At 76.4% G+C, this 18,102-nt stretch carries 20 protein-coding genes; 10 read left to right on the forward strand and 10 right to left on the reverse strand.

Features of this window, described 5'->3' with window-relative positions:
• Positions 1-297: 297 nt before the first annotated feature.
• The 4 genes from ACFCLZ_RS03415 to ACFCLZ_RS03430 all read left to right on the forward strand — a co-directional run bounded on the left by ACFCLZ_RS03415 (position 298) and on the right by ACFCLZ_RS03430 (position 3,926).
• A complete protein-coding gene (locus ACFCLZ_RS03415) occupies positions 298-1,797 on the forward strand; it encodes a M1 family metallopeptidase (protein WP_380283128.1) in 1,500 nt (499 codons plus the stop codon).
• A gap of 413 nt (positions 1,798-2,210) precedes the next feature.
• Positions 2,211-2,732, forward strand: a complete 522-nt coding sequence (locus ACFCLZ_RS03420; RefSeq protein WP_380283129.1) for a SigE family RNA polymerase sigma factor — start codon at positions 2,211-2,213, stop codon at positions 2,730-2,732.
• 4 nt (positions 2,733-2,736) lie between these two features.
• Entirely contained in the window at positions 2,737-3,654 is a 918-nt protein-coding gene (locus ACFCLZ_RS03425; protein WP_380283130.1) for a hypothetical protein, read from the forward strand.
• Between the two features lie 5 nt (positions 3,655-3,659).
• On the forward strand, positions 3,660-3,926 hold the full coding sequence (locus tag ACFCLZ_RS03430) for a hypothetical protein (protein WP_380283131.1): 267 nt from the start codon (positions 3,660-3,662) through the stop codon (positions 3,924-3,926).
• Positions 3,927-3,960: 34 nt separating this feature from the next.
• Here ACFCLZ_RS03430 and ACFCLZ_RS03435 read toward each other — a convergent pair whose 3' ends face one another.
• From ACFCLZ_RS03435 to ACFCLZ_RS03445, 3 genes are all read right to left on the reverse strand, one after another.
• Positions 3,961-5,595, reverse strand: coding sequence for a sigma-70 family RNA polymerase sigma factor (locus ACFCLZ_RS03435; RefSeq protein WP_380283132.1), 1,635 nt, complete (start codon positions 5,593-5,595; stop codon positions 3,961-3,963).
• A gap of 141 nt (positions 5,596-5,736) precedes the next feature.
• Entirely contained in the window at positions 5,737-6,756 is a 1,020-nt protein-coding gene (locus ACFCLZ_RS03440; RefSeq protein ID WP_380283133.1) for a CAP domain-containing protein, read from the reverse strand.
• A gap of 151 nt (positions 6,757-6,907) precedes the next feature.
• On the reverse strand, positions 6,908-7,426 hold the full coding sequence (locus tag ACFCLZ_RS03445; protein WP_380283134.1) for a GNAT family N-acetyltransferase: 519 nt from the start codon (positions 7,424-7,426) through the stop codon (positions 6,908-6,910).
• Between the two features lie 313 nt (positions 7,427-7,739).
• On the opposite strand from ACFCLZ_RS03445, the gene ACFCLZ_RS03450 reads away from it, so the two are divergent.
• The 5 genes from ACFCLZ_RS03450 to ACFCLZ_RS03470 all read left to right on the forward strand — a co-directional run bounded on the left by ACFCLZ_RS03450 (position 7,740) and on the right by ACFCLZ_RS03470 (position 11,877).
• The gene (locus ACFCLZ_RS03450) at positions 7,740-9,326 is read left to right on the forward strand and encodes an ATP-dependent DNA ligase (RefSeq protein ID WP_380283135.1); all 1,587 of its coding nucleotides are present in this window, start codon (positions 7,740-7,742) and stop codon (positions 9,324-9,326) included.
• Between the two features lie 179 nt (positions 9,327-9,505).
• A complete protein-coding gene (locus ACFCLZ_RS03455; RefSeq protein ID WP_380283136.1) occupies positions 9,506-9,724 on the forward strand; it encodes a ferredoxin in 219 nt (72 codons plus the stop codon).
• A gap of 85 nt (positions 9,725-9,809) precedes the next feature.
• Positions 9,810-11,015 carry a cytochrome P450 gene (locus ACFCLZ_RS03460; protein ID WP_380283137.1) on the forward strand — a complete coding sequence of 402 codons (1,206 nt, stop codon included), beginning with the start codon at positions 9,810-9,812 and terminating at the stop codon, positions 11,013-11,015.
• 209 nt (positions 11,016-11,224) lie between these two features.
• Complete coding sequence (locus tag ACFCLZ_RS03465) at positions 11,225-11,386, forward strand: hypothetical protein (RefSeq protein ID WP_380283139.1); 162 nt, start codon at positions 11,225-11,227, stop codon at positions 11,384-11,386.
• 182 nt (positions 11,387-11,568) lie between these two features.
• Entirely contained in the window at positions 11,569-11,877 is a 309-nt protein-coding gene (locus tag ACFCLZ_RS03470) for a hypothetical protein (RefSeq protein ID WP_380286422.1), read from the forward strand.
• Positions 11,878-11,981: 104 nt separating this feature from the next.
• Here ACFCLZ_RS03470 and ACFCLZ_RS03475 read toward each other — a convergent pair whose 3' ends face one another.
• The 4 genes from ACFCLZ_RS03475 to ACFCLZ_RS03490 form a co-directional block, all read right to left on the reverse strand.
• Entirely contained in the window at positions 11,982-12,860 is an 879-nt protein-coding gene (locus tag ACFCLZ_RS03475) for a hypothetical protein (protein ID WP_380283140.1), read from the reverse strand.
• Between the two features lie 119 nt (positions 12,861-12,979).
• Positions 12,980-13,264 carry a DUF427 domain-containing protein gene (locus ACFCLZ_RS03480; RefSeq protein ID WP_380283141.1) on the reverse strand — a complete coding sequence of 95 codons (285 nt, stop codon included), beginning with the start codon at positions 13,262-13,264 and terminating at the stop codon, positions 12,980-12,982.
• A 59-nt stretch (positions 13,265-13,323) separates the two neighbouring features.
• Positions 13,324-13,560: a DUF6296 family protein gene (locus ACFCLZ_RS03485; protein WP_380283143.1), complete on the reverse strand. Its 237-nt coding sequence runs from the start codon at positions 13,558-13,560 to the stop codon at positions 13,324-13,326.
• Positions 13,561-13,597: 37 nt separating this feature from the next.
• Positions 13,598-13,834 carry a DUF2277 domain-containing protein gene (locus ACFCLZ_RS03490; RefSeq protein WP_380283144.1) on the reverse strand — a complete coding sequence of 79 codons (237 nt, stop codon included), beginning with the start codon at positions 13,832-13,834 and terminating at the stop codon, positions 13,598-13,600.
• A gap of 162 nt (positions 13,835-13,996) precedes the next feature.
• On the opposite strand from ACFCLZ_RS03490, the gene ACFCLZ_RS03495 reads away from it, so the two are divergent.
• Positions 13,997-15,238 (forward strand): MFS transporter, encoded by a 1,242-nt coding sequence (locus ACFCLZ_RS03495; protein WP_380283145.1) that lies wholly within the window; start codon positions 13,997-13,999, stop codon positions 15,236-15,238.
• A 6-nt stretch (positions 15,239-15,244) separates the two neighbouring features.
• On the opposite strand, the gene ACFCLZ_RS03500 is transcribed toward ACFCLZ_RS03495, so the two are convergent.
• The 3 genes from ACFCLZ_RS03500 to ACFCLZ_RS03510 all read right to left on the reverse strand — a co-directional run bounded on the left by ACFCLZ_RS03500 (position 15,245) and on the right by ACFCLZ_RS03510 (position 17,938).
• Positions 15,245-15,790, reverse strand: a complete 546-nt coding sequence (locus tag ACFCLZ_RS03500; protein WP_380283146.1) for a gamma carbonic anhydrase family protein — start codon at positions 15,788-15,790, stop codon at positions 15,245-15,247.
• An 88-nt stretch (positions 15,791-15,878) separates the two neighbouring features.
• Positions 15,879-17,069 (reverse strand): serine hydrolase domain-containing protein, encoded by a 1,191-nt coding sequence (locus ACFCLZ_RS03505; RefSeq protein ID WP_380283147.1) that lies wholly within the window; start codon positions 17,067-17,069, stop codon positions 15,879-15,881.
• A 302-nt stretch (positions 17,070-17,371) separates the two neighbouring features.
• Entirely contained in the window at positions 17,372-17,938 is a 567-nt protein-coding gene (locus ACFCLZ_RS03510; protein ID WP_380283148.1) for a DJ-1/PfpI family protein, read from the reverse strand.
• Between the last annotated feature and the right edge of the window lie 164 nt (positions 17,939-18,102).

The raw sequence follows: 18,102 nt of genomic DNA on the forward strand, positions 1-18,102 counted from the left end.
TGCCCAGCCTACGAGGCGGCGGGGGCGGCGGGGGCGGCGCGCGGGCACGAGTACGGCCGCCGGACCTGGCCAGGCGCTCCGACGGCCGTGGCCCCGTCCGTCAGGGGGCGGGGCTCTTCGACGGTATGACACTGCGCAGCCGCCCGGCTACCGCAGTGGGCCGTCCGGGGGACGCCGCGTGTCGCCCGGATTGTCGGAGCCCTCTGCTACGGTCCGTGCCAGGAAGGTCGCTCACCGGAACCGGGTCCGTTCCCGGGGCCGGGCGCGGGTTCGTACGACACGAGAGAGGTGATCGTCTTGTCCTGGCACCGTCCCGTCCTCGCCGGCGTGCTCGCGCTGGTGGCGCTCCCGCTCGGGCCGGCCCCGGCCGTGGGCGCGCCGGTCGCGGGCACCGGGGACCCCGTCTACCCCTCGCTCGGCACCACCGCCTACGACGCGCTCGCCTACGACCTCGCGTTCACCTACCGGCCCGCGACCCGCACGGTCGACGGCACCACCGTGCTGACCGCACGCGCGCTGACCCGGTCGGCGGACCTGGAGCTGGACGCGCTGGGCCTGGACGTGCACGCCGTGCGGGTCGACGGCCGCGCGGCCGGGTTCCGGGCGCACGAGGAGAAGCTGACGGTACGGCCGGCCCGGCCGGTGCGGGCGGGCACCGTGCTGCGGGTGGAGGTCGAGTACACCGCCGACCCGCGGGCCACGCTCTCGCACACGGGCTGGGTGGTGACGCCCGACGGCTTCGCGGTGGCCGGGCAGCCGGACGGCGCGCACACCGTCTTCCCCTGCAACGACCGCCCGGGCGACAAGGCCCGCTTCAGCATCGCCGTCACCGCGCCGGACGACCTCCTCGGCGTGGCCAACGGCCTGCTCACCTCGACCGAGCCGCACCCCGAGGGCACGACCACCCGCCGGTACGTCTCGCGCGAGCCGATGGCGACCGAACTGCTCCAGGCCTCGGTGGGCCGCTACACGGTCCGCGAGCGCCGGGGCCCGGACGGGCTGCCGCTGCGCGACGTCGTCCCCACCGCGCGCGCCGCCGACCTGGAGCCGGCCCTCGCCCTGACGCCCGGCCAGCTGGCCTGGGCCGAGCAGCACCTCGGGCGGTTCCCGTTCGAGACCTACGGGCTGCTGCCCGTCGACACCGACGACCCGGCGGCGTTCGGCTTCACCGGGCTGGAGACGCAGACGCTGACGCTCTACAAGCCGAACTTCCTGCGCCAGCCGGAGCAGCTGATCGGCTCGCACATGATGCACGAGCTGGTGCACTCCTGGTTCGGCGACAGCGTCACCCCGGGCACCTGGGCCGATCTCTGGCTCAACGAGGGCCATGCCGACTTCTACGGGCTGATGTACCGCTACGAGCGCGGCTGGCCGGACTCCGGCGGCTTCACCACGCTCACCGACCGGATGCGCAGCGTCTACGCCCAGGGCGACCGGTGGCGCCACGACTCCGGTCCGGTGGCCTCGCCGACCGCCGCGACGCTGTTCGACAGCCAGCGGTACACCGGCGGCGCACTGGTGCTGTTCGCGCTGCGGGAGCGGGTCGGACCGGAGGTGTTCGACCGGATCGAGCGGGACTTCCTGCGGCGCCACCGCCACGACACCGCCACCACCGCCGACTACCTGCGCACGGCCGACGAGGTGTCCGGACAACCGCTGAGCGCCTTCCTGCGCGAGTGGCTCTACGGCGAGCGGACCCCGCCGATGCCCGGTCACCCCGACTGGACGGTGGACCCGGTGGATCCCGGCGCCGCCCGGGAGACGGGAGGGGTGCCGCGCGGGTCGGGGACGCTCTGAGCAGGGCGCGGGACGGGCGCCCGACGGGGACGGCGGGCGCCCTGCCGGTGCCCCCGGGCGCCCTTCGCGCGCCCTTGGCGGGCGGAGGCGGCGGGCGGATCGTGGTGGCCACGGCCCGCCCGCCGCCCGGCCGAGTCCCGGCCGGCTCGCGGGCCGTCCAGCGTCCGCGCCCGGTCCGCGCCGTCCCTCCCGCCACCGCCCCGGCACCGCTCCGCCACCCCCGCGAAGCCCCGGCCGAACCGGCCGGGGAAAATGGACCCGCCCCCCGGACAACCCGGACCGCAACCCAGCGCGTTCAGCAGCCGTGAGAACGACAGCGAGGACCCGGCGGCCACGGCCGACCGGCAGGACCGCCGCCGACGTGGCGGCGCGGGTGACGGAGACGGCGGAAACGGCATGGCAGGGGTGGCGGGATGAGGAACGCGACACCGGACTTCGAGGAGTTCGTCGCCGCCCGCAGCCCCCGGCTGCTCCGGATGGCCTGGCTGCTGACCGGCGACCCGCACCTGGCCGAGGACCTGTTGCAGACGGCCCTCGCCAAGGTGTGGCCGCGCTGGGAGCAGATCTCCATCGACCGGCCCGAGGCGTACGTCCGCCGGGTGCTGGTGAACTCGCACGTCTCGTGGTGGCGCCGCCGCTGGCACGGGGAGCTGCCGCACGAGCAGCTGCCCGAACCGCCGACGGTCGCGGACCCGTTCGACGACGTGGTGCTGGGCCAGGTGGTGGCGGCCGCCGTCCGGGCGCTGCCGGCCCGGCAGCGGGCGGTGGTGGTGCTGCGCTTCTTCGAGGACCTCAGTGTGGAGGACACCGCCGAGGCGCTGGGCTGCACCACGGGCACCGTCAAGAGCCAGACGCACCGCGCCCTGAAGGCGCTGCGCGGCCGGCTGCCCGCCCGGGAGCTGCTCCTGGACGGAGGCCGTCGTGACGGAGCCTGAGTTCATGTCATCGGACGCCCGGGAGCGGGAGACGGCCGAGGACCGCGAGGTCGCGAACGAGCTGCGCGTCCTGCTCCAGCTGGCCACCCCCCACCTGCCGCCGCCCGAGGACCGGATGGAGCGCGTGCTGGCCCGGGTGGTCCGCACGCGCCGACGCCGTCGCCGGGCCGCCCTGGCCGGGGGCCTCGCCCTCGGCCTGACCGCCGCCGTGCTGGCCGCGGCCCCCGCGCTGGCGCCCGGACCGCCGGGCACCACGCTCGGCCCGGCCGCCTCCGGCCCGGCCGTCTCCACGTCCCCCGGCGCCTCGCCGAGCCCCAGCTCGGGGGGCGGAGAAGCGGACGGCAGGACGGTCCGCTTCGCCCTGCTGGACGACGTGGTCATCGACGTTCCGGAAGGCTGGTACGACCTCACGGTGCAACCCGGCCCCGGTCAGCCTGAGCCCACCGGCTACCTCGCCTCCCAGCGACTGGCCGACGCGGCCGGCTGCCCGACCCGCGACGACCGGCAGGACGCGGCGTGCCTCGTCACGGGGACGCTCGTGGACGACGGCGTGTTCATGACGCTCCGGCTGATCCGCGACCCGGCGGCCCTCGAGAAGGCCCGGTCCGAGACGGACACGAGGCAGAACACGCAGAGTTCCAAGGAGTGCACCTTCATGGGCGGCGCGCGCCAGATGACCTGGTTCCGGACGCTCGTGCTGGCCGGACGCGCGGAGGTCGTCCAGCTGTCGGCCTGTCTCCGGCGCACTTCGGAGGAGACCTTCCTGGTCCTGGACCGGATGCTCGCCTCGCTGCGCCCGGCCGGGACCGCCCCGTCCACCTCGGCCACCTCGCCCACCCCGTCCCTACCGGCCGCCCGGATGACGTCACCGCAGGGCGCGCCGCAGACCCCGGCGCGCCCCCAGGGAACGGCCGGACCGTAACCCGGGTGGCGGAGCGTCGTTGGACGGGCATGAAGAAGCGCAGCATGCTCGCCGTCGCCTCGCTCGCCGTGGGCGTCGTGGCCTCCCTGACCGCCCCCAGTGCCCACGCCGTCGGCGGTCAGGCCGACCTGACCGGACCGCTCCAGGGCGGACCGCTCGCCTCGGTGCCGGACGCCCTGCCGGGGCAGCTCGCGGACGCCGGCGGGGTGGTCGGCCAGGCGACCGGCCATGTCACGGGCGAGGCCCCGGGGCTGGTCGGCCTGCCGGTCTGACGGCGGGCCGAGCGGGAAGGCGGACCGGCCCCGGTCAGCCGAGCGGGGTGCCGAGGTCCTGGGTCCAGTAGAGGCCCCCGGGACCGGTGGCCACGCCGATGCCGACGTCCTTGAACGCGCAGTCCAGCATGTTCGACTGGTGGATGCCGCCGTCCATCCAGCGGGAGAAGACCACGGCCGGGGCGCTCGGTCCCCGGTCGAGGTTCTCGCCCCACTGCGACCAGCGGTAGCCGACCGCGGTCAGCCGGGCGTCCGCCCGGCTGCCGTCAGGGGCCGCGTGGTCGAAGTAGTTGCGGGCGACCATGTCGTCGGAGTGCTTCTGGGCGGCGGCGTGCAGCTTCGGGTCGATCCGTAGCGCGGCACAGCCCCGGCGGGCCCGCTCGGCGTTGACCAGCTCGACCAGCTGGCGCTCCGGGGCGGCCGAGCCGGTCGGCGCCGTGCTCGGCCGGGCGCTGCTCGGACTCGCGGTCGGGGAGGGCGTCGGGCCGGTCGCCGCGGCCGGGGTCTCCGCCGGGGCGGGTGCGGCAGCGGCCGGCGGGGACGCGCCGGGGCTCGGCACGGTCGGCCGGTCCTCCGTTGTCGGCACGACAGGCGCCGCGGCGGTCGGTGCCGGGGCGTCGAGGGCGGTGGCCCGGGTGGTCGGGTCGGGGGCGGGGTCGCCCGGCCCGGTGTGCTGGGGCCAGACCATCGCGAGCGTCGCCGCGGCGAGCACGGCCGCCGTCCCGCCCGCCAGCACGGTCTTCCGGCGGGCGTACCCGGCCGGGCCGGCCGATCCGCCGACCGGGTCGGCGGGCGGTCCGGCGGGCGGGGCGCCCCCGGCCGCACCCGCCGCGTCGGCGGAGCCCGGGGACCCGCCGACCGTCGCACCGGCGGCCTGGAGGGCCGGCCCGCTCGGGGCGTCCATCGGCACCGGGACCAGCGCCAGCCCGGCCAGCAGCCCCTCGGCCGGGAAGAGGTCGCGCCCCAGCCCGTCGCAGGCGGCGCAGTCACGGATGTGCCGGGCTATTCGCTTGCGCCAGACCGAGTTCGGCGTGCCGTCCCAGCCCGCCGTCAGCTCGGTGAGGTCCGGGCAGCGCGGGTAGGCGGTGAGCGCGCGGACCACCACCCGGCCGGCCTCCAGCTGTTTCTTCATCCGCTGGACGCGGACGGCGGCGTGCTGCGGCGTCAGGTCGAGCGCCTCGGCGAGCTCGGCGCGGGTCAGCTCGCCGCCGGCCTCCAGCCACCAGAGGGCGAGCAACTCCCGGTCGTCCGGGTCCAGCCAGCGGGTGGCCTCGGCGACCTCCCGGCGCTGGCCGGAGAGACCGAGCCGGAGGATGGTCAGATCGGTGAAGTCCGCGCGCGGATCGGCCAGCTCCCAGCTCTCGTCCAGGCCGCCGACGGCCGCCTGCTGCTGGCCGGTCGACCGGCTGCGCACCTGGTTCATGGTGATCGCGACCAGCCAGGAGCGGAACGCCTTCGGGTCGCGCAGGCCCTCCAGCCCGTCCAGGGCCCGGATCATGGTCTCCTGGGCGATGTCGTCCACGTCGGCGTGGCCGTTCAGCGCCCGGCCGGCGACGTTGTAGACCAGCGGGAACCAGGCGGCGACCAGCGCCTCGCGCGCCTGCGGGTCGCCCGCCTGGGCCGCGAGCACCAGGGTCGTCCCGGTCCCGCTCTGCACGTCAACGTTCATGGGTCCGCACTCCGTCTTGCTGTCGTCCGTCCGCCGTTGCCTCCTCGGAGACCTCTGGGGAGTGCTCAGATAACAACAATTCGCGCTGATTCGGAAAATCGGTCCCGGGGCGGCCTCTCACGGCGGCCGCCACCAGGGCCGTCACGACGGTGCGGCGAAGACCTGCGTCCACCAGGGTCCGCCCGAGCCGGTCCGGACACCGACGCCGATCTGCTGGAAGGAGCAGTTGAGGATGTTGGCGCGGTGGCCGGGGCTGTTCATCCAGGACTCCATCACCGCCGCCGGGTCCTTCTGACCGCGCGCGATGTTCTCGCCCCAGGTGCTCCAGCGGTAGCCGGCCGCCTCGATCCGGTGGTCGGCGTGCCGGCCCTCCGGGCTGGCGTGGTCGAAGAAGTTGCGGTCGGCCATGTCGTCGCTGTGGACCTGGGCGGCGGTGGTCAGCCGGGAGTCGATGCCGAGCGGTCCACAGCCGGCCTGCGAGCGCTGGGCGTTGACCAGCTCCACCACCTGCTGGGCGAACGAGCCGTTGGCCGAGCCGCCCGGGTTGGCGGTGGCGGTCGGGCGCGGGGTGGTCGCGGGGGGCTTGGCGGTGGCGGTGGTCGGGGCCGGGGCGGTCGGCTTCTGCGGGTCCCCGGCACCGCCGGTGGCGGCGCCGCCGGGGGCCGTGCCCGCGGCCGGGTCGCGCGGCGTGGCGGAGGCGGTACCGGGCGCGGCGGAGGCGCTGCGGCCCGGGGCGGCGGTCGGCGCCGAGGTCGGTGCCGAGGGCGTCGCGGGGGCCGCGGGTGCGGTGGTGGGCGCGGGTGCGGTGGTGGCCGCGTGGGCCTGGTCGGTCGGGTCCGGTCCCGGGGCGCCCGCGCCGGGCACCTGGACGCCGTTCAGGTCGCCGGCCTCCGCGCCGATCAGCGGCTCGTAGGAGACCGCCTGCGCACCGGTGTCGACCCCCTCCTCGCCCCGGTACACCGCGTACCCGGCGCCGGTCAGCGCGGCGATCACGCCCGTCCCGGCGACGGCCGCGACCACGGCCACCACCGGCCCGACCCCGCCGCGGCGGCGCCGTCGGCCGTTGCCGCGCCGCCGTTCCGCGGCGCGCCGCGCGGCGCGCCCGCCGGGGCCGGGCCGCCCGGGCGCGGGAAGGATGGTGGTCCGGTCTTCGCTGTTCACCTGCGCGCACTTCCTGTGTTCGGGGCCGTCGGGCCGCCGGAGGATCCGGCGGACGGGTGCCGACACCTGGGAGACCGGCGGGCGGTGACCGGATAACAGAAAAGTGCGAACTGATTTCCGAACGGGCGGCGCGGGCGGCCGCGCGGTCCGCTCAGGCCCCGGCCGGGGGCATGTCGTAGGTGACGAACCGGGTGCGGGTGGCGACCTGGTCGTACTTGCTGCGGGCGCGGTAGTTGTCCTCGGAGGTGATCCAGCGGACGGCGTTCCAGCCGCGCTCGGCGGCGATCTCGCGCAGCCGGGCCAGGAGGAGGTCGACCGCGCCGGTGCCCCGGGCGGCGGGGGCGACGAACAGGTCGTCGAGGAACCCGGCGACCGTGCCGTGCAGCGGGCGGACGAAGGGCCGGTAGTGGGCGAGCCCGACCGGGGTGCCGTCGGTGTCGCGGACCAGCAGGCCGTCCAGTTCATGGGCCGGGTCGGTGAGCCAGGACCAGACCAGCTCGGCCTTCTCGTCGGGCATCGGCACCCGGTAGAAGGCGCCGTAGCCCCGGAACAGCTCGCGCCAGGCGGCGAAGTCGGCGGCGGTGGGCGCCTCGACGGTCCACCGAACGGCGGTCGGCTCGGTCGGCTCGGCGGCGGCCGGGGCGGTGGTGGCGGTGGTGTCCGAGGTCATGACGGGGCTCCCCCAGGGTGGCTGTGGATGGTGCGGCCGGATGCGCGCCAGCATGACGGCCCGTCGGCAGCGCGCCGATCGACGGTGCGGCCAAGAACGCCGCGCCGGCACGCCATTCCGGCAGCCGACGCCACAGCCGGACCGGCCGCCGGACCGGTGCGCGCCGCCCCCGGAGCAGGCCCGGGACCGCCCGCCGGACCACCCGCCGGACCGCGCGGCGGCCGGCGCGCGCCGGGGGCCCGGATCACCGATCCTGGACGCCCGGCCCGACGGTCCTCCCCGGGCCCGCCCGCCCCTCCCGAGGAGGTCCGCGATGCTGCTCCGCCGCCTGGCCCTGGCCTCGCGCGCCGCGGCGGCCGAGCCCGGCCGCCGGGCCAAGACCGGGCTGCTGGCCGACTGTCTGCGCGGGCTCGGCCCGGACGAGGCACCGGCGGCGGTCGCCCTGCTGTCCGGCGAGTCGCACCGGCTGCGCACCGGCCTCGGCCCGGCCGCCCTGCGCGACCTCCCGCCGCCCGCCGCCGAACCGCGGCTCGGGGTGCGGGAGACGGAACGGGCGCTGGAGGCGATCGCCGCCGTGCACGGACCGGGCGCCCGGGCGGAGCGGCGCCGGCTGCTGACCGGCCTCTTCGAACGGGCCACCGACGCCGAGCAGGCGTTCCTGCGTGCCGTCCTGGTCGGCGACCTGCGCCAGGGGGCGCTGGACGCGGTGGTCGCGGACGCGGTCGCCCGGGCCGCCGGGGTGCCGTCGGCGGCGGTGCGCCGCGCGCTGATGTTCCGCGGCTCGGCCCGGGCGGTCGCCGCGGCCGCGCTGACCGCCGGGGAGCCGGGACTCGCCGCGTTCCGGCTGGAGGTGGGCCGGCCGGTGCGGCCGATGCTGGCCGCCTCGGCCCCGGACGTCGGCACGGCGCTGGAACGCTTCACCGCCCCGGCGGCGCTGGAGTGGAAGCTGGACGGCATCCGGGTGCAGGTGCACCGGGACGGGCGGGACGTCGGCGTCTTCACCCGGTCGCTGGACGACATCACCGCCCGGGTGCCCGAGGTGGTGGAGGCGGCGCTGGCGCTGCCGGTGCGGTCGGCGGTGCTGGACGGCGAGGCGATCGCGCTCGGGCCGGACGGCCGGCCGCGGCCGTTCCAGGAGACCGCCGCCCGCACCGCGGCCCGCCGGGACCCGCAGCGACTGAGGGCCGAGGTCCCGCTCAGCGTGCAGTTCTTCGACCTGCTGCACCGGGACGGCGGGGACCTGGTGGACCGGCCCGGGCGGGAGCGCTGGTCCGCGCTCGCCGCGACGGTCCCGCCCGGGCTGCGGGTGGCGCGCACCGAGACCGGGGACCTCGACGAGGCGCTCGCCTTCTTCGAGGGCGCCCTCGCGCACGGCCACGAGGGGGTGCTGGTGAAGGACCCGGCGGCCGGCTACCGGGCCGGGCGGCGCGGCGCCGGCTGGATCAAGGTCAAGCCCCGGCACACCCTGGACCTGGTGGTGCTGGCCGCCGAGTGGGGCAGCGGGCGGCGGCGCGGCTTCCTCAGCAATCTGCACCTGGGCGCGCGGGCGGGCGGCGAGCCGGGGCTCGGTCCGTGGGTGATGCTCGGCAAGACCTTCAAGGGGCTCACCGACGAGACGCTCGCCTGGCAGACCGGGGCGCTGCTGGAGCGCGCGGTGGAGCGGGACGCCTGGACCGTCCGGGTGCGGCCCGAGCTGGTCGTGGAGATCGCCTTCGACGGCGTCCAGCGCAGCCCGCGCTACCCGGCGGGGCTGGCGCTGCGGTTCGCCCGGGTGGTCCGCTACCGGCCCGACAAGAGCGCGGCGGAGGCGGACACCGTCGCGGCCGTCCGGGAGATCGCCGCCGCGGAAGGGCTCGGCCGGGCGTCCGGGCCCGCCGACGGTCCCGGAGGATCTGACTGACGCACAGTCAAACTCTGCTTTTCGCAAAAAAGTTCACGACCAGAAGCGAATCGGCCATTCTTCGCGAGGTGGCCGTCCACTCTTCGTGTGCGACAGGAGGCGGGGATAGTTTGACCAGGACAGCGGAGGGCGGCCCGGCCCGGGCGAAACCGGTGCCACACCACGGAGAGGTGTCCGACATGCAGGTGAACGTCGAACGGGACCGCTGCTGCAGCTCCGGCCAGTGCGTCATGACGGCGCCCGAGGTCTTCGAACAGGACGAGCGGGACGGCCTGGTGATCCTCCGCCGGGCGACCGTCCCCGCCGCGCTGTTCGCCGACGTGCGCCTCGCCGCCGACCTCTGCCCCGGCGGCGCGATCGCCGTCGCCGAGGACGACGGGCCCGGCCCCGCCGCCTGACGACCGTCCGGGGCCCCGCGGCCCTCCCGCCGTCTCCCACCGCCTGCCACGGGCTCACCTGTCACGCGAGGAGACCATCTTGAGCATGTCCACCGTTCCCGTCACCCCGATCCCGGCCGAGCGCGGCACGGCCTGCCCGTTCGCGCCGCCGCCCGCGTACACCGAGGCCGCGAGCAGCGGCCCGGTGAGCCGCGCGGAGCTCCCCGACGGCAGCCCCTGCTGGCTGGTGACCGGCTACCCGGAGGTCCGTACGGTGCTCTCGGACCGCCGGTTCAGCGCCGACGCCCGCCGGCCCGCGTTCCCGTTCCTGACCGAGGGGCGGCGCGAGATCGTCGCCGCCAACCCGTCCTTCGTGCGTCTGGACGACCCCGAGCACGCCCGGCTGCGCCGCATGGTCACCGGGGACTTCCTGGTCAAGCGGGTGGAGGCGATGCGCCCCGGCATCCAGCGGATCGTGGACGAGGCGCTCGACCGGATGACGGCCGGGGGCGGCCCGGCCGACCTGGTCGCCGCGTTCGCGCTGCCGGTGCCCTCGCTGGTGATCTGCCTGCTGCTCGGCGTCCCGTACGAGGACCGGGAGATGTTCCAGGCGAACAGCCGGCTGCTGCTCGCCACCGAGGGCGACGACCAGGAGGTCGCCCGGGCGCAGGAGGAGCTCCTCGACTACCTGACCCGGCTCGCCGAGCGGAAGCGGTCCCGGCCCGGCGATGACACCCTGAGCCGGCTGGCGGTGCGCGACGACCTCACCCTGCGGGAGATCGCCACGACCGGGGTGCTGCTGCTGGTCGCCGGGCACGAGACCACCGCCAACATGATCGGGCTCTCCACCGCGCTGCTGCTGCGCAACCCCGAGCAGGTCGCCCGGCTCGCCGACCCGGCGGCGGTGCCCGGGGCGGTGGAGGAGCTGCTGCGGGTGCTCACCATCCTGCACACCGGGGTGCCGCGGCTGGCGGTGGAGGACGTCGAGCTGGGCGGCACCCTGATCCGCGCCGGGGACGGGGTGATCGCGATGCTGTCGACCGCCAACCGGGACGACGGGCTGTTCGGCGCCGAGGGCCACCTGGGCGTCGACGAGGTCGACCTCGCCCGGGAGGCGCGCCGGCACGTCGCCTTCGGCTTCGGGGTGCACCAGTGCCTGGGGCAGCCGCTGGCCCGGGCCGAGCTGCAGATCGCGCTGGCCACGCTGTTCCGGCGGCTGCCGGGGCTGCGGCTGGCGGTGCCGGAGGATTCGCTGAAGTTCCGCACGGACACGCTGATCTACGGGCTGGGGTCGCTGCCGGTCGCCTGGTGACACCCGGGCCGGGCCGGACGGCGCGTCCGGCCCCGGCCGGCCCTCGATTGGCCCCCGATTGGCCCCCGGTCGGCCCTCGGTTGGCCCTTGCCGGGGTGCGGGGGCAGGCTGGAGGTGCGAAACAGCGCACCGGCCCGGCGGCCGCCCGGCACCACGGCATACCGCGGCGGGTCCGGTCGCTCCGGCCGGCCGAGGAGAGGGAGCCCGCGATGACCGACATGAGCGCACGCTCCGAGGTGAGCACCGACCGGGACGAGGACGTCCGCGCGGCCGATCCCGAGGAGGGCATCACCTCGATGCAGAACCAGCACGCACAGGACACCTCGCAGGCGGAGGGCGAGCCCCAGGAGGAGCCGAGGGCGGACAGCTGACTCGCTCCGACCGACGAGTTGCCACGGCCGCCCGGCCCCCGGGCGGCCTTCGCGACCGCCGGTGTCGCTGCCCCAGCGACGGCGGACCGGCGGGGGAGGATGGGCGCATGACCGAACAGCAGCAGGGCACGGCAGGACAGGGCCCGGGCCCGGCGGGCGGGCCGGGCGGGCCGCCGGGGCGGGTGGAGCCGCCGCACGACCCCAGGACCGCGTGGGCCACCTGGACCACCCAGTCGATCATCAGCGGGCCCGGCGGGGTGACCACCGTCGAGGTCGGCCCGATCTCGGGCGACCTCACCGTGCACACCACCTGGGCGGACGGCGAGGCGCGGCTCACCGTGCAGTACACCGGGGCGCTGGACTGGTACTCGGTGGCGGGCAGTCCCGTCCCGGCGGCCGACGAGACCACCGCGCGGGCCGTCCACCAGGCGATGGTGAACGCCGTCAAGGCGGGGCGGGGCGCCGGGGCGCCGCAGACACCGGGCGGGTGACCCGGCCCGGCGTCGCCGCCGCAGGCCGAACCGGCCGGTCCCGCCCGGGGCCGGCCGGTTCGCGTGGCGGTCGGCCCGTTCGCGTGGCGGTCGGCCGTGGCCGGTCAGTCGCCGGCGCGCCGCGGGGCGGGGGCGGCGGCCGCCCAGTACCCCGGGTCCACCGGCGGGAGTCCGCGCAGGGACTCGCGGACCTCGCGGGCCACCTTGCGGGTGTCGCGCAGGTTGATGGTGGCGCCGATGCCCGCGCCGACCAGCAGCGGGGTCAGTGACGGCAGGCGCCGCAGCGAGCTGCGGGTGAGCCGGCGGCGCACCTGCTGGCGCACCTCGCTGCCGAGTGCCATCGCGGCCAGGCCGGCCGGTTTGGCGAGCCGGCCGGGGTCGATGCCGCGCCGGTCGGCCCACGCACCGACGTACGCGCCGGCCTTCTGGGCCGCGGTCCCCTCGACGGGGAAGCCGTAGACCTCGTGCAGCTCGGCGATCAGCTTGATCTCGACGGCGGCGACGGCGATCGTCTCGGCGGCGATCTCCACCGGCATCGCGGGCGGCACCGGGAGCATCGCGGCGGCGCCCACGCCGGCGCCGAGCGCGCTGGAGGCCCGGCTCGCACCGGTGATCAGCAGGTCGGCGAGCTTCTCCGGGTCGGCGGCGCCGGGGTGCTGGGCGCGCAGGGTGGCGAGGTTGCGGACCGGGATGCGCGGGGCGGTCTGGAGCAGCTGCTCGGTGAGGGCGCGGCCGCCGAGCGCGGCGCCCTTGGCGGCCGCCCGGCTTCCGGTGCCGAGCCGCCGGGCGATCGCGGTGACCAGCCGGGCGCCGCGCCGTCGGCCGCGCTCGGTCTCCGCCCGGTACTCGGCGAGCCCGCCGGGGCCGCCCTCGCCCGGCTCGCCGGGTTCGAGTTCCTCGACCAGGCCGGCCAGCTCGTCGGCGACGCCGTCCGGGGTGGGCTCGGGCTGCCCGGGGCGTCCCGGCTTCCTGAAGATTGCCATGGTGTGGCCGTACCCGGCGGCGCGGCGCGATACGCCCCGGGGTGTCGCGGTCCTGCGACAGGACGACGACAGCCGTGTACCGGGGGCCGACCGGCCCGGTCAGCCGGTGCCGGGCCGGTTCACTCGGCGATCTCCACGCCCCGCCAGAACGCCACCCGGCCGCGGATGTGCTCGGCCGCGGGATCGGGGTCCGCGTAGTACCAGGCCGCGTCCGGGTTGGTCGCGCCGTCCACGTGCAGGGAGTAGTACTCCGCGGTGCCCTTCCAGCCGCAGACGGTGGTGGTGTCGGACGGGCGCAGGTACTCGGTGCGCACGGAGTCGGCCGGAAAGTAGTGGTTGCCCTCGACGACGACGGTGTCCTCGCTCTCGGCGACGACGGTGCCCTGCCAGCGTGCTGTGGTCATGCCGCGAGTCTGCCGGACGGGCGCGGCGGTGTCACCAGGGCGGGGAGGCGGGCCGGGCGTCAGGGCAGCGGCTCGGCGTGCACCGGGCAGTGCGGGCTCTGGTGGCCGCCGGTGGCCAGCATCCGGACCTCCCCCGCGGCGCTGATCTCGGCCCGGACGATGCCGCTGGCGTCCTCGTAGACGGGGTGTCCGCCCGGTCCGGTGGCGCTGGTGCGCGCGACCACGACCACGTCCTGCGGGGCCTGGGTGCCGGGGGTCCCCGGGAAGGTGAGTGCGTAACGGGTGACGGGGCTCATCACCGACCTCCTGGTCCCTGTTCGTCCCGTTCCGTGCCTAGGCGGCGGCCCGGGCCGGACGGGCGGAGGCGCCGCGGACCTCCAGCTCGGCGAGCAGCCGGGCGGTGGCCTCGGTGACGGCGTCCACGGCCCGGTCGAAGGCCTCGCGGTTGTGTGCGGCCGGCGCCCGGAAGCCGGACACCTTGCGCACGTACTGGAGCGCGGCCGCGCGGTAGTCCTCCTCCGTGGCGGCGGGCGTCACGGGCGGTCTGAGCGTCTTGATACTGCGGCACATGACCCCAGTCTCCCGCGCGGACGTCCGGGAGGCGACCCCCGTCCGTCACCGGACCGCCTCGCGCACCACACGGGCACGTCATCCGGTCGCACAGGGATTCGGATTAGGATTCCGGCCGGACGAATTCCCGACTCCTCCCCCGTTCCTTCCCGGAGTACCCCCTTGCCTCTCGCGCTGGTCGCCCTGGCCGTCACCGCGTTCGCCATCGGAACCACCGAGTTCGCCGCCATGGGGCTGCTCCCCCAGGTGGCGGACAGCCTGGACGTCTCGATCCCGCAGGCCGGCTGGCTGATCTCGGCCTACGCCGTCGGCGTGGTGATCGGGGCGCCGCTGCTCACCGCGCTCGCCGCCGGGCGGCCCCGGAAGGCGGTGCTGGTCGCGCTGGCCGCCTTCTTCGCCTTCGGGAACCTGCTCTGCGCGCTCGCCCCCGACTTCTGGACGCTGGCCGCCGCCCGGCTGGTCACCGGGCTGCCGCACGGAGCGTTCTTCGGCGCCGGGGCGGTGGCGGCGGCCGAGCTCGTGAGCCCGGACCGGCGGGCCCGGGCGGTCGCGGTGATGTTCTCCGGCCTGACCCTCGCCAATGTCGTCGGCGTGCCGGCCGCGACCCTGCTCGGCCAGCACCTGGGGTGGCGGGCGACCATGCTGGTGGTGGTCGTGATCGGCGCGGCCGGGGCGGCGGCGATCGCCCGGCTCGTCCCGGCGCTGCCCTCCCCCGCGCAGGCGGGCCTGCGGCACGAGCTGGGCGCGTTCCGCAGCGGGCAGCTCTGGCTGGCGCTGGCCACGGTCGTCTTCGGCTGCGGCGGCTTCTTCGCCTGCTACTCGTACATCACCCCGCTGCTCACCGAGGTCTCCGGCTACGCCACCGGCTCGGTGACGCTGGTGCTGGCGCTGTTCGGGGTGGGGATGACGATCGGCAACCTGCTCGGCGGGTACGCGGCCGACCGCGCGCTGCGACCGACGGTGTGCGCCGCGTTCGTCCTGCTCGCCGCCGTGCTGGCGCTGTTCGCGGTGACCGCGCGCAGCGAGTGGTCGGCGGCGGTGACCGTGGTGCTGGTCGGGCTGTTCGGGTTCGCGATCGTGCCGGCCGTGCAGACGCTGGTGATGCGCGAGGCGCGCGGCGCGCCGACGCTGGCCTCGGCGACGGTGCAGGGCGCGTTCAACCTGGCCAACGCGCAGGGCGCGTTCTTCGGCGGGCTGGCCCTGGACGCCGGGCTGGGCTGGACCTCGCCGCCGCTGGTCGGCTCGGGCCTGGCGGCCTCGGGGGCGGCGATCGCGCTGGCCGCCTGGGCCGTCGACCGGCGGCGCGGGAAGGCGGCGACGGTCGTGGTCGCCGCGAGCGACGCCCCGGCCCGGGTGCCCGGGCCCGCGCCGGCTCCGGAGGACCGGGTCGGCGCGGCCCGCTGAGGCCCGTCAGGCGGACGGGGCCGGCGGCAGCGGGCGCAGCCCGCGGTGGCCGTCGGCCAGCAGCAGGTAGCCCTCCGCGTTGAACTTGATGCCGGCCCGCTCCTCCTCGGTCAGCGCGCGGCGGACCCTGGCCGGGACCCCGGCGACCAGCGAGCCCGGGGGGACCTCCATGCCCTGCGGCACCACGGCGCCCGCCGCGACCAGCGAGCCGGCGCCGATCCGGGCGCCGTTGAGCACCGTGGCGTTCATCCCGACCAGTACGTCGTCCTCGATCACGCAGCCGTGCAGCACGGCGTTGTGGCCGACCGAGACCCGCTCCCCCATCACCAGCGGGAAGCCGAGGTCGGCGTGCAGGGTGCAGTTGTCCTGGACGTTGCTGCCCGCGCCGACCGTGATCGTCTCGGCGTCCCCGCGCAGCACCGCGCCGTACCAGACGCTCGCCCCGGCGCCGACCGTCACACTGCCCACCACGACGGCGTTCGGCGCGACGAAGGCGCCCGGGTCGACGGCGGGCACCCGGCCCCCGACCTCGGCGATCAGCGGTTCTGCCATCTCTCGTCCTCCTCGCGACAACGGCCCCTCAGGTGCGGGCCATGATGGCATTCCCGCCCGGCCGGTCCGGGGGCCGGGTGGCCCCTGGTCAGCCGGTGCAGGTCCCGGCGCCGAGCAGCTTCTCGAAGGCCGCCCTGGTGGCCGGAGGGGTCGAGAGGCCGTTGCCGTTCATCGAGACCGCGAGCTGCCGGCGGAGGTCGCCGCTGGTGTACAGGAAGGTGCTGTACCCGGGGATGCCGCCCGTGTGGCCCCAGAGCACGCCGCAGTCCGTGGTCGCCCGCTCCAGGCCGAGGCCGTACCGGCCCTCGCTCTGCGGGGTGACCGCCATCATCTCCGCGAGCTGCGGGCGCGGCAGCAGCCGGCCGCCGATCAGGGCCGTGACGAAGGTGTTGAGGTCGGCGGTGGTCGAGATGCCGGCGCCGGACGCGCCCGCCATGCTCGGGTCCAGCTCGGTGACGTCCGCCGGGCCGGTGGGCAGGTCGAAGTAGCCGTGCGCGTGCGGGCCGGGGACGCCCGTCGCGTGGTCGGGCATGAAGGTGCCGGTCAGGCCCAGCGGGCGGATGACACGGCGCTCCACCTCCTGCTGCCAGCTGCGGCCGGTGGCCCGCTCGATGATCTGTCCGACCAGCACGTAGTTGGTGTTGGAGTAGTGGAAGCCCTGGCCGGGCGCGAAGTACGCCGGGTGGGCGTTGGCCAGCGCGACGAGCTGCTGCGGCGTCCAGCGGGTGTAGCGGCCGGACTCCAGCCACTGCTCGATCGCGCCGGGTCGCGCGATGTCGAAGGCCTGGTCCTCGGTGTAGTTGAACACCCCGCTGGTGTGGCCGAGCAGCTGGCGCAGGGTGATGTTCGCGCCGTTCGGCACCGCGCCCGGCAGCAGGCGCTCCACCGGGTCGTCCAGGCCGAGCCGCCCCTCGGCGACCAGCTGGAGGGTGACGGTGGAGACGAAGGTCTTGGTCACGCTGCCGATCCGGAACCGGCCGTCCGCGGAGGCGGGGGCACCGGTGGTGCGGTCGGCGACGCCGGAGCCGCCCTTCCACAGGGTGCGGCCGTGGTCGCCGACCCGGGCCAGCGCCGCGGAGACGCCGCCGGAGTCGACGATGCCGCTCAGCGCCGCGTTCAGGGCCTTGGTGTCGACGCCCTTCCCCGGCCCCCGGTCGGCGGTGCCGGGCGCCGCCGCGTCCGAGGTGCTGGTCACCGTGACCACCCCCCTCGGCTCCGCCGTGCCGAGGGCGGCGGCCGTCGGGGCCGTCACGCCCACCAGGCCCGCGCCCGCGAGCACGAGCGCCACCAGACGCGCGGCCGGGCGGCGCCCTCGGCGCCCCGCACCCCCGCGACCACCCGAATCCGTCCCGCCCCTGTACTCCGCCATGTCCATGCGCCCTCCCGTGTCCGTGTCGCCGGGTGATCACAACACCCGCGCCGATATCGGCATTTGACACTCTGGCAGGTGGCGGCGGAGAGATCGTCAGACCGTGGGCCGAGCTTCGCCCGGCGGGCCGCTCCCCCTCAGGGAGGGCGCACCCCCGAGGCCCACTCGGGGCCGCCCCCGAGAAGCGCTCGGGGGCGGCCCCGCCCCGGCGGTCAGGCGACCGGCGCCTTGACCCGCAGGACCTCGACGAACGCCCGCAGCCACGCCGGGTGGTCGGGCCAGGCGCGGGCCGAGACCACCACCCCGTCCACCACCGCCTCGCCGTCCACGTAGGTCGCGCCCGCCGCCTTCACGTCCGGCTCCAGGGCCGGGTAGGCGGCGCTGGTCCGCCCGCCGAGCACCCCGGCGGCGGCCGGCACCAGCGGGCCGTGGCAGATCTGGGCGACCGGCTTCCCGCCGTCGAAGAAGTGCCGCACGATCCGCTGCACCTCGGGGTCGTTGCGCAGGTACTCGGGGGCGCGCCCGCCCGGGATGACCAGGGCCACGTAGTCGGCCGGGTCGACGTCCGCGAACGCCAGGTCGGCGGGCCAGGTGTAGCCCGGCTTCTCGGTGTAGGTGTCGAAGCCCTCGACGAAGTCGTGCACCACGAACTGGAGCCGCTTCTTCGCCGGCGCCGCGATGTCGACCTGGTAGCCCTCCTCGCGCAGCCGCTGGTACGGGTAGAACACCTCCAGCGACTCCGCGGCGTCCCCGGTGACGAGCAGGATCTTCGATGCCATCGCCGACATCCCTCCGAAACGATCGACCGTCAGAGCTGGTGCGGTCCCGGGCCGGAGGCCTCCGGCGCGGGACCGCACCAACCTCCCGCACCCGGTGTTCCCGCGCAACGGGGCGCACCGTCCGCGCACGGCGCGCGCCCCGCGGAACGCGCCCCCGAGCCGCT

This window comes from Kitasatospora purpeofusca (assembly GCF_042691725.1).
Taxonomy (GTDB): Bacteria; Actinomycetota; Actinomycetes; order Streptomycetales; family Streptomycetaceae; genus Kitasatospora; species Kitasatospora purpeofusca_B.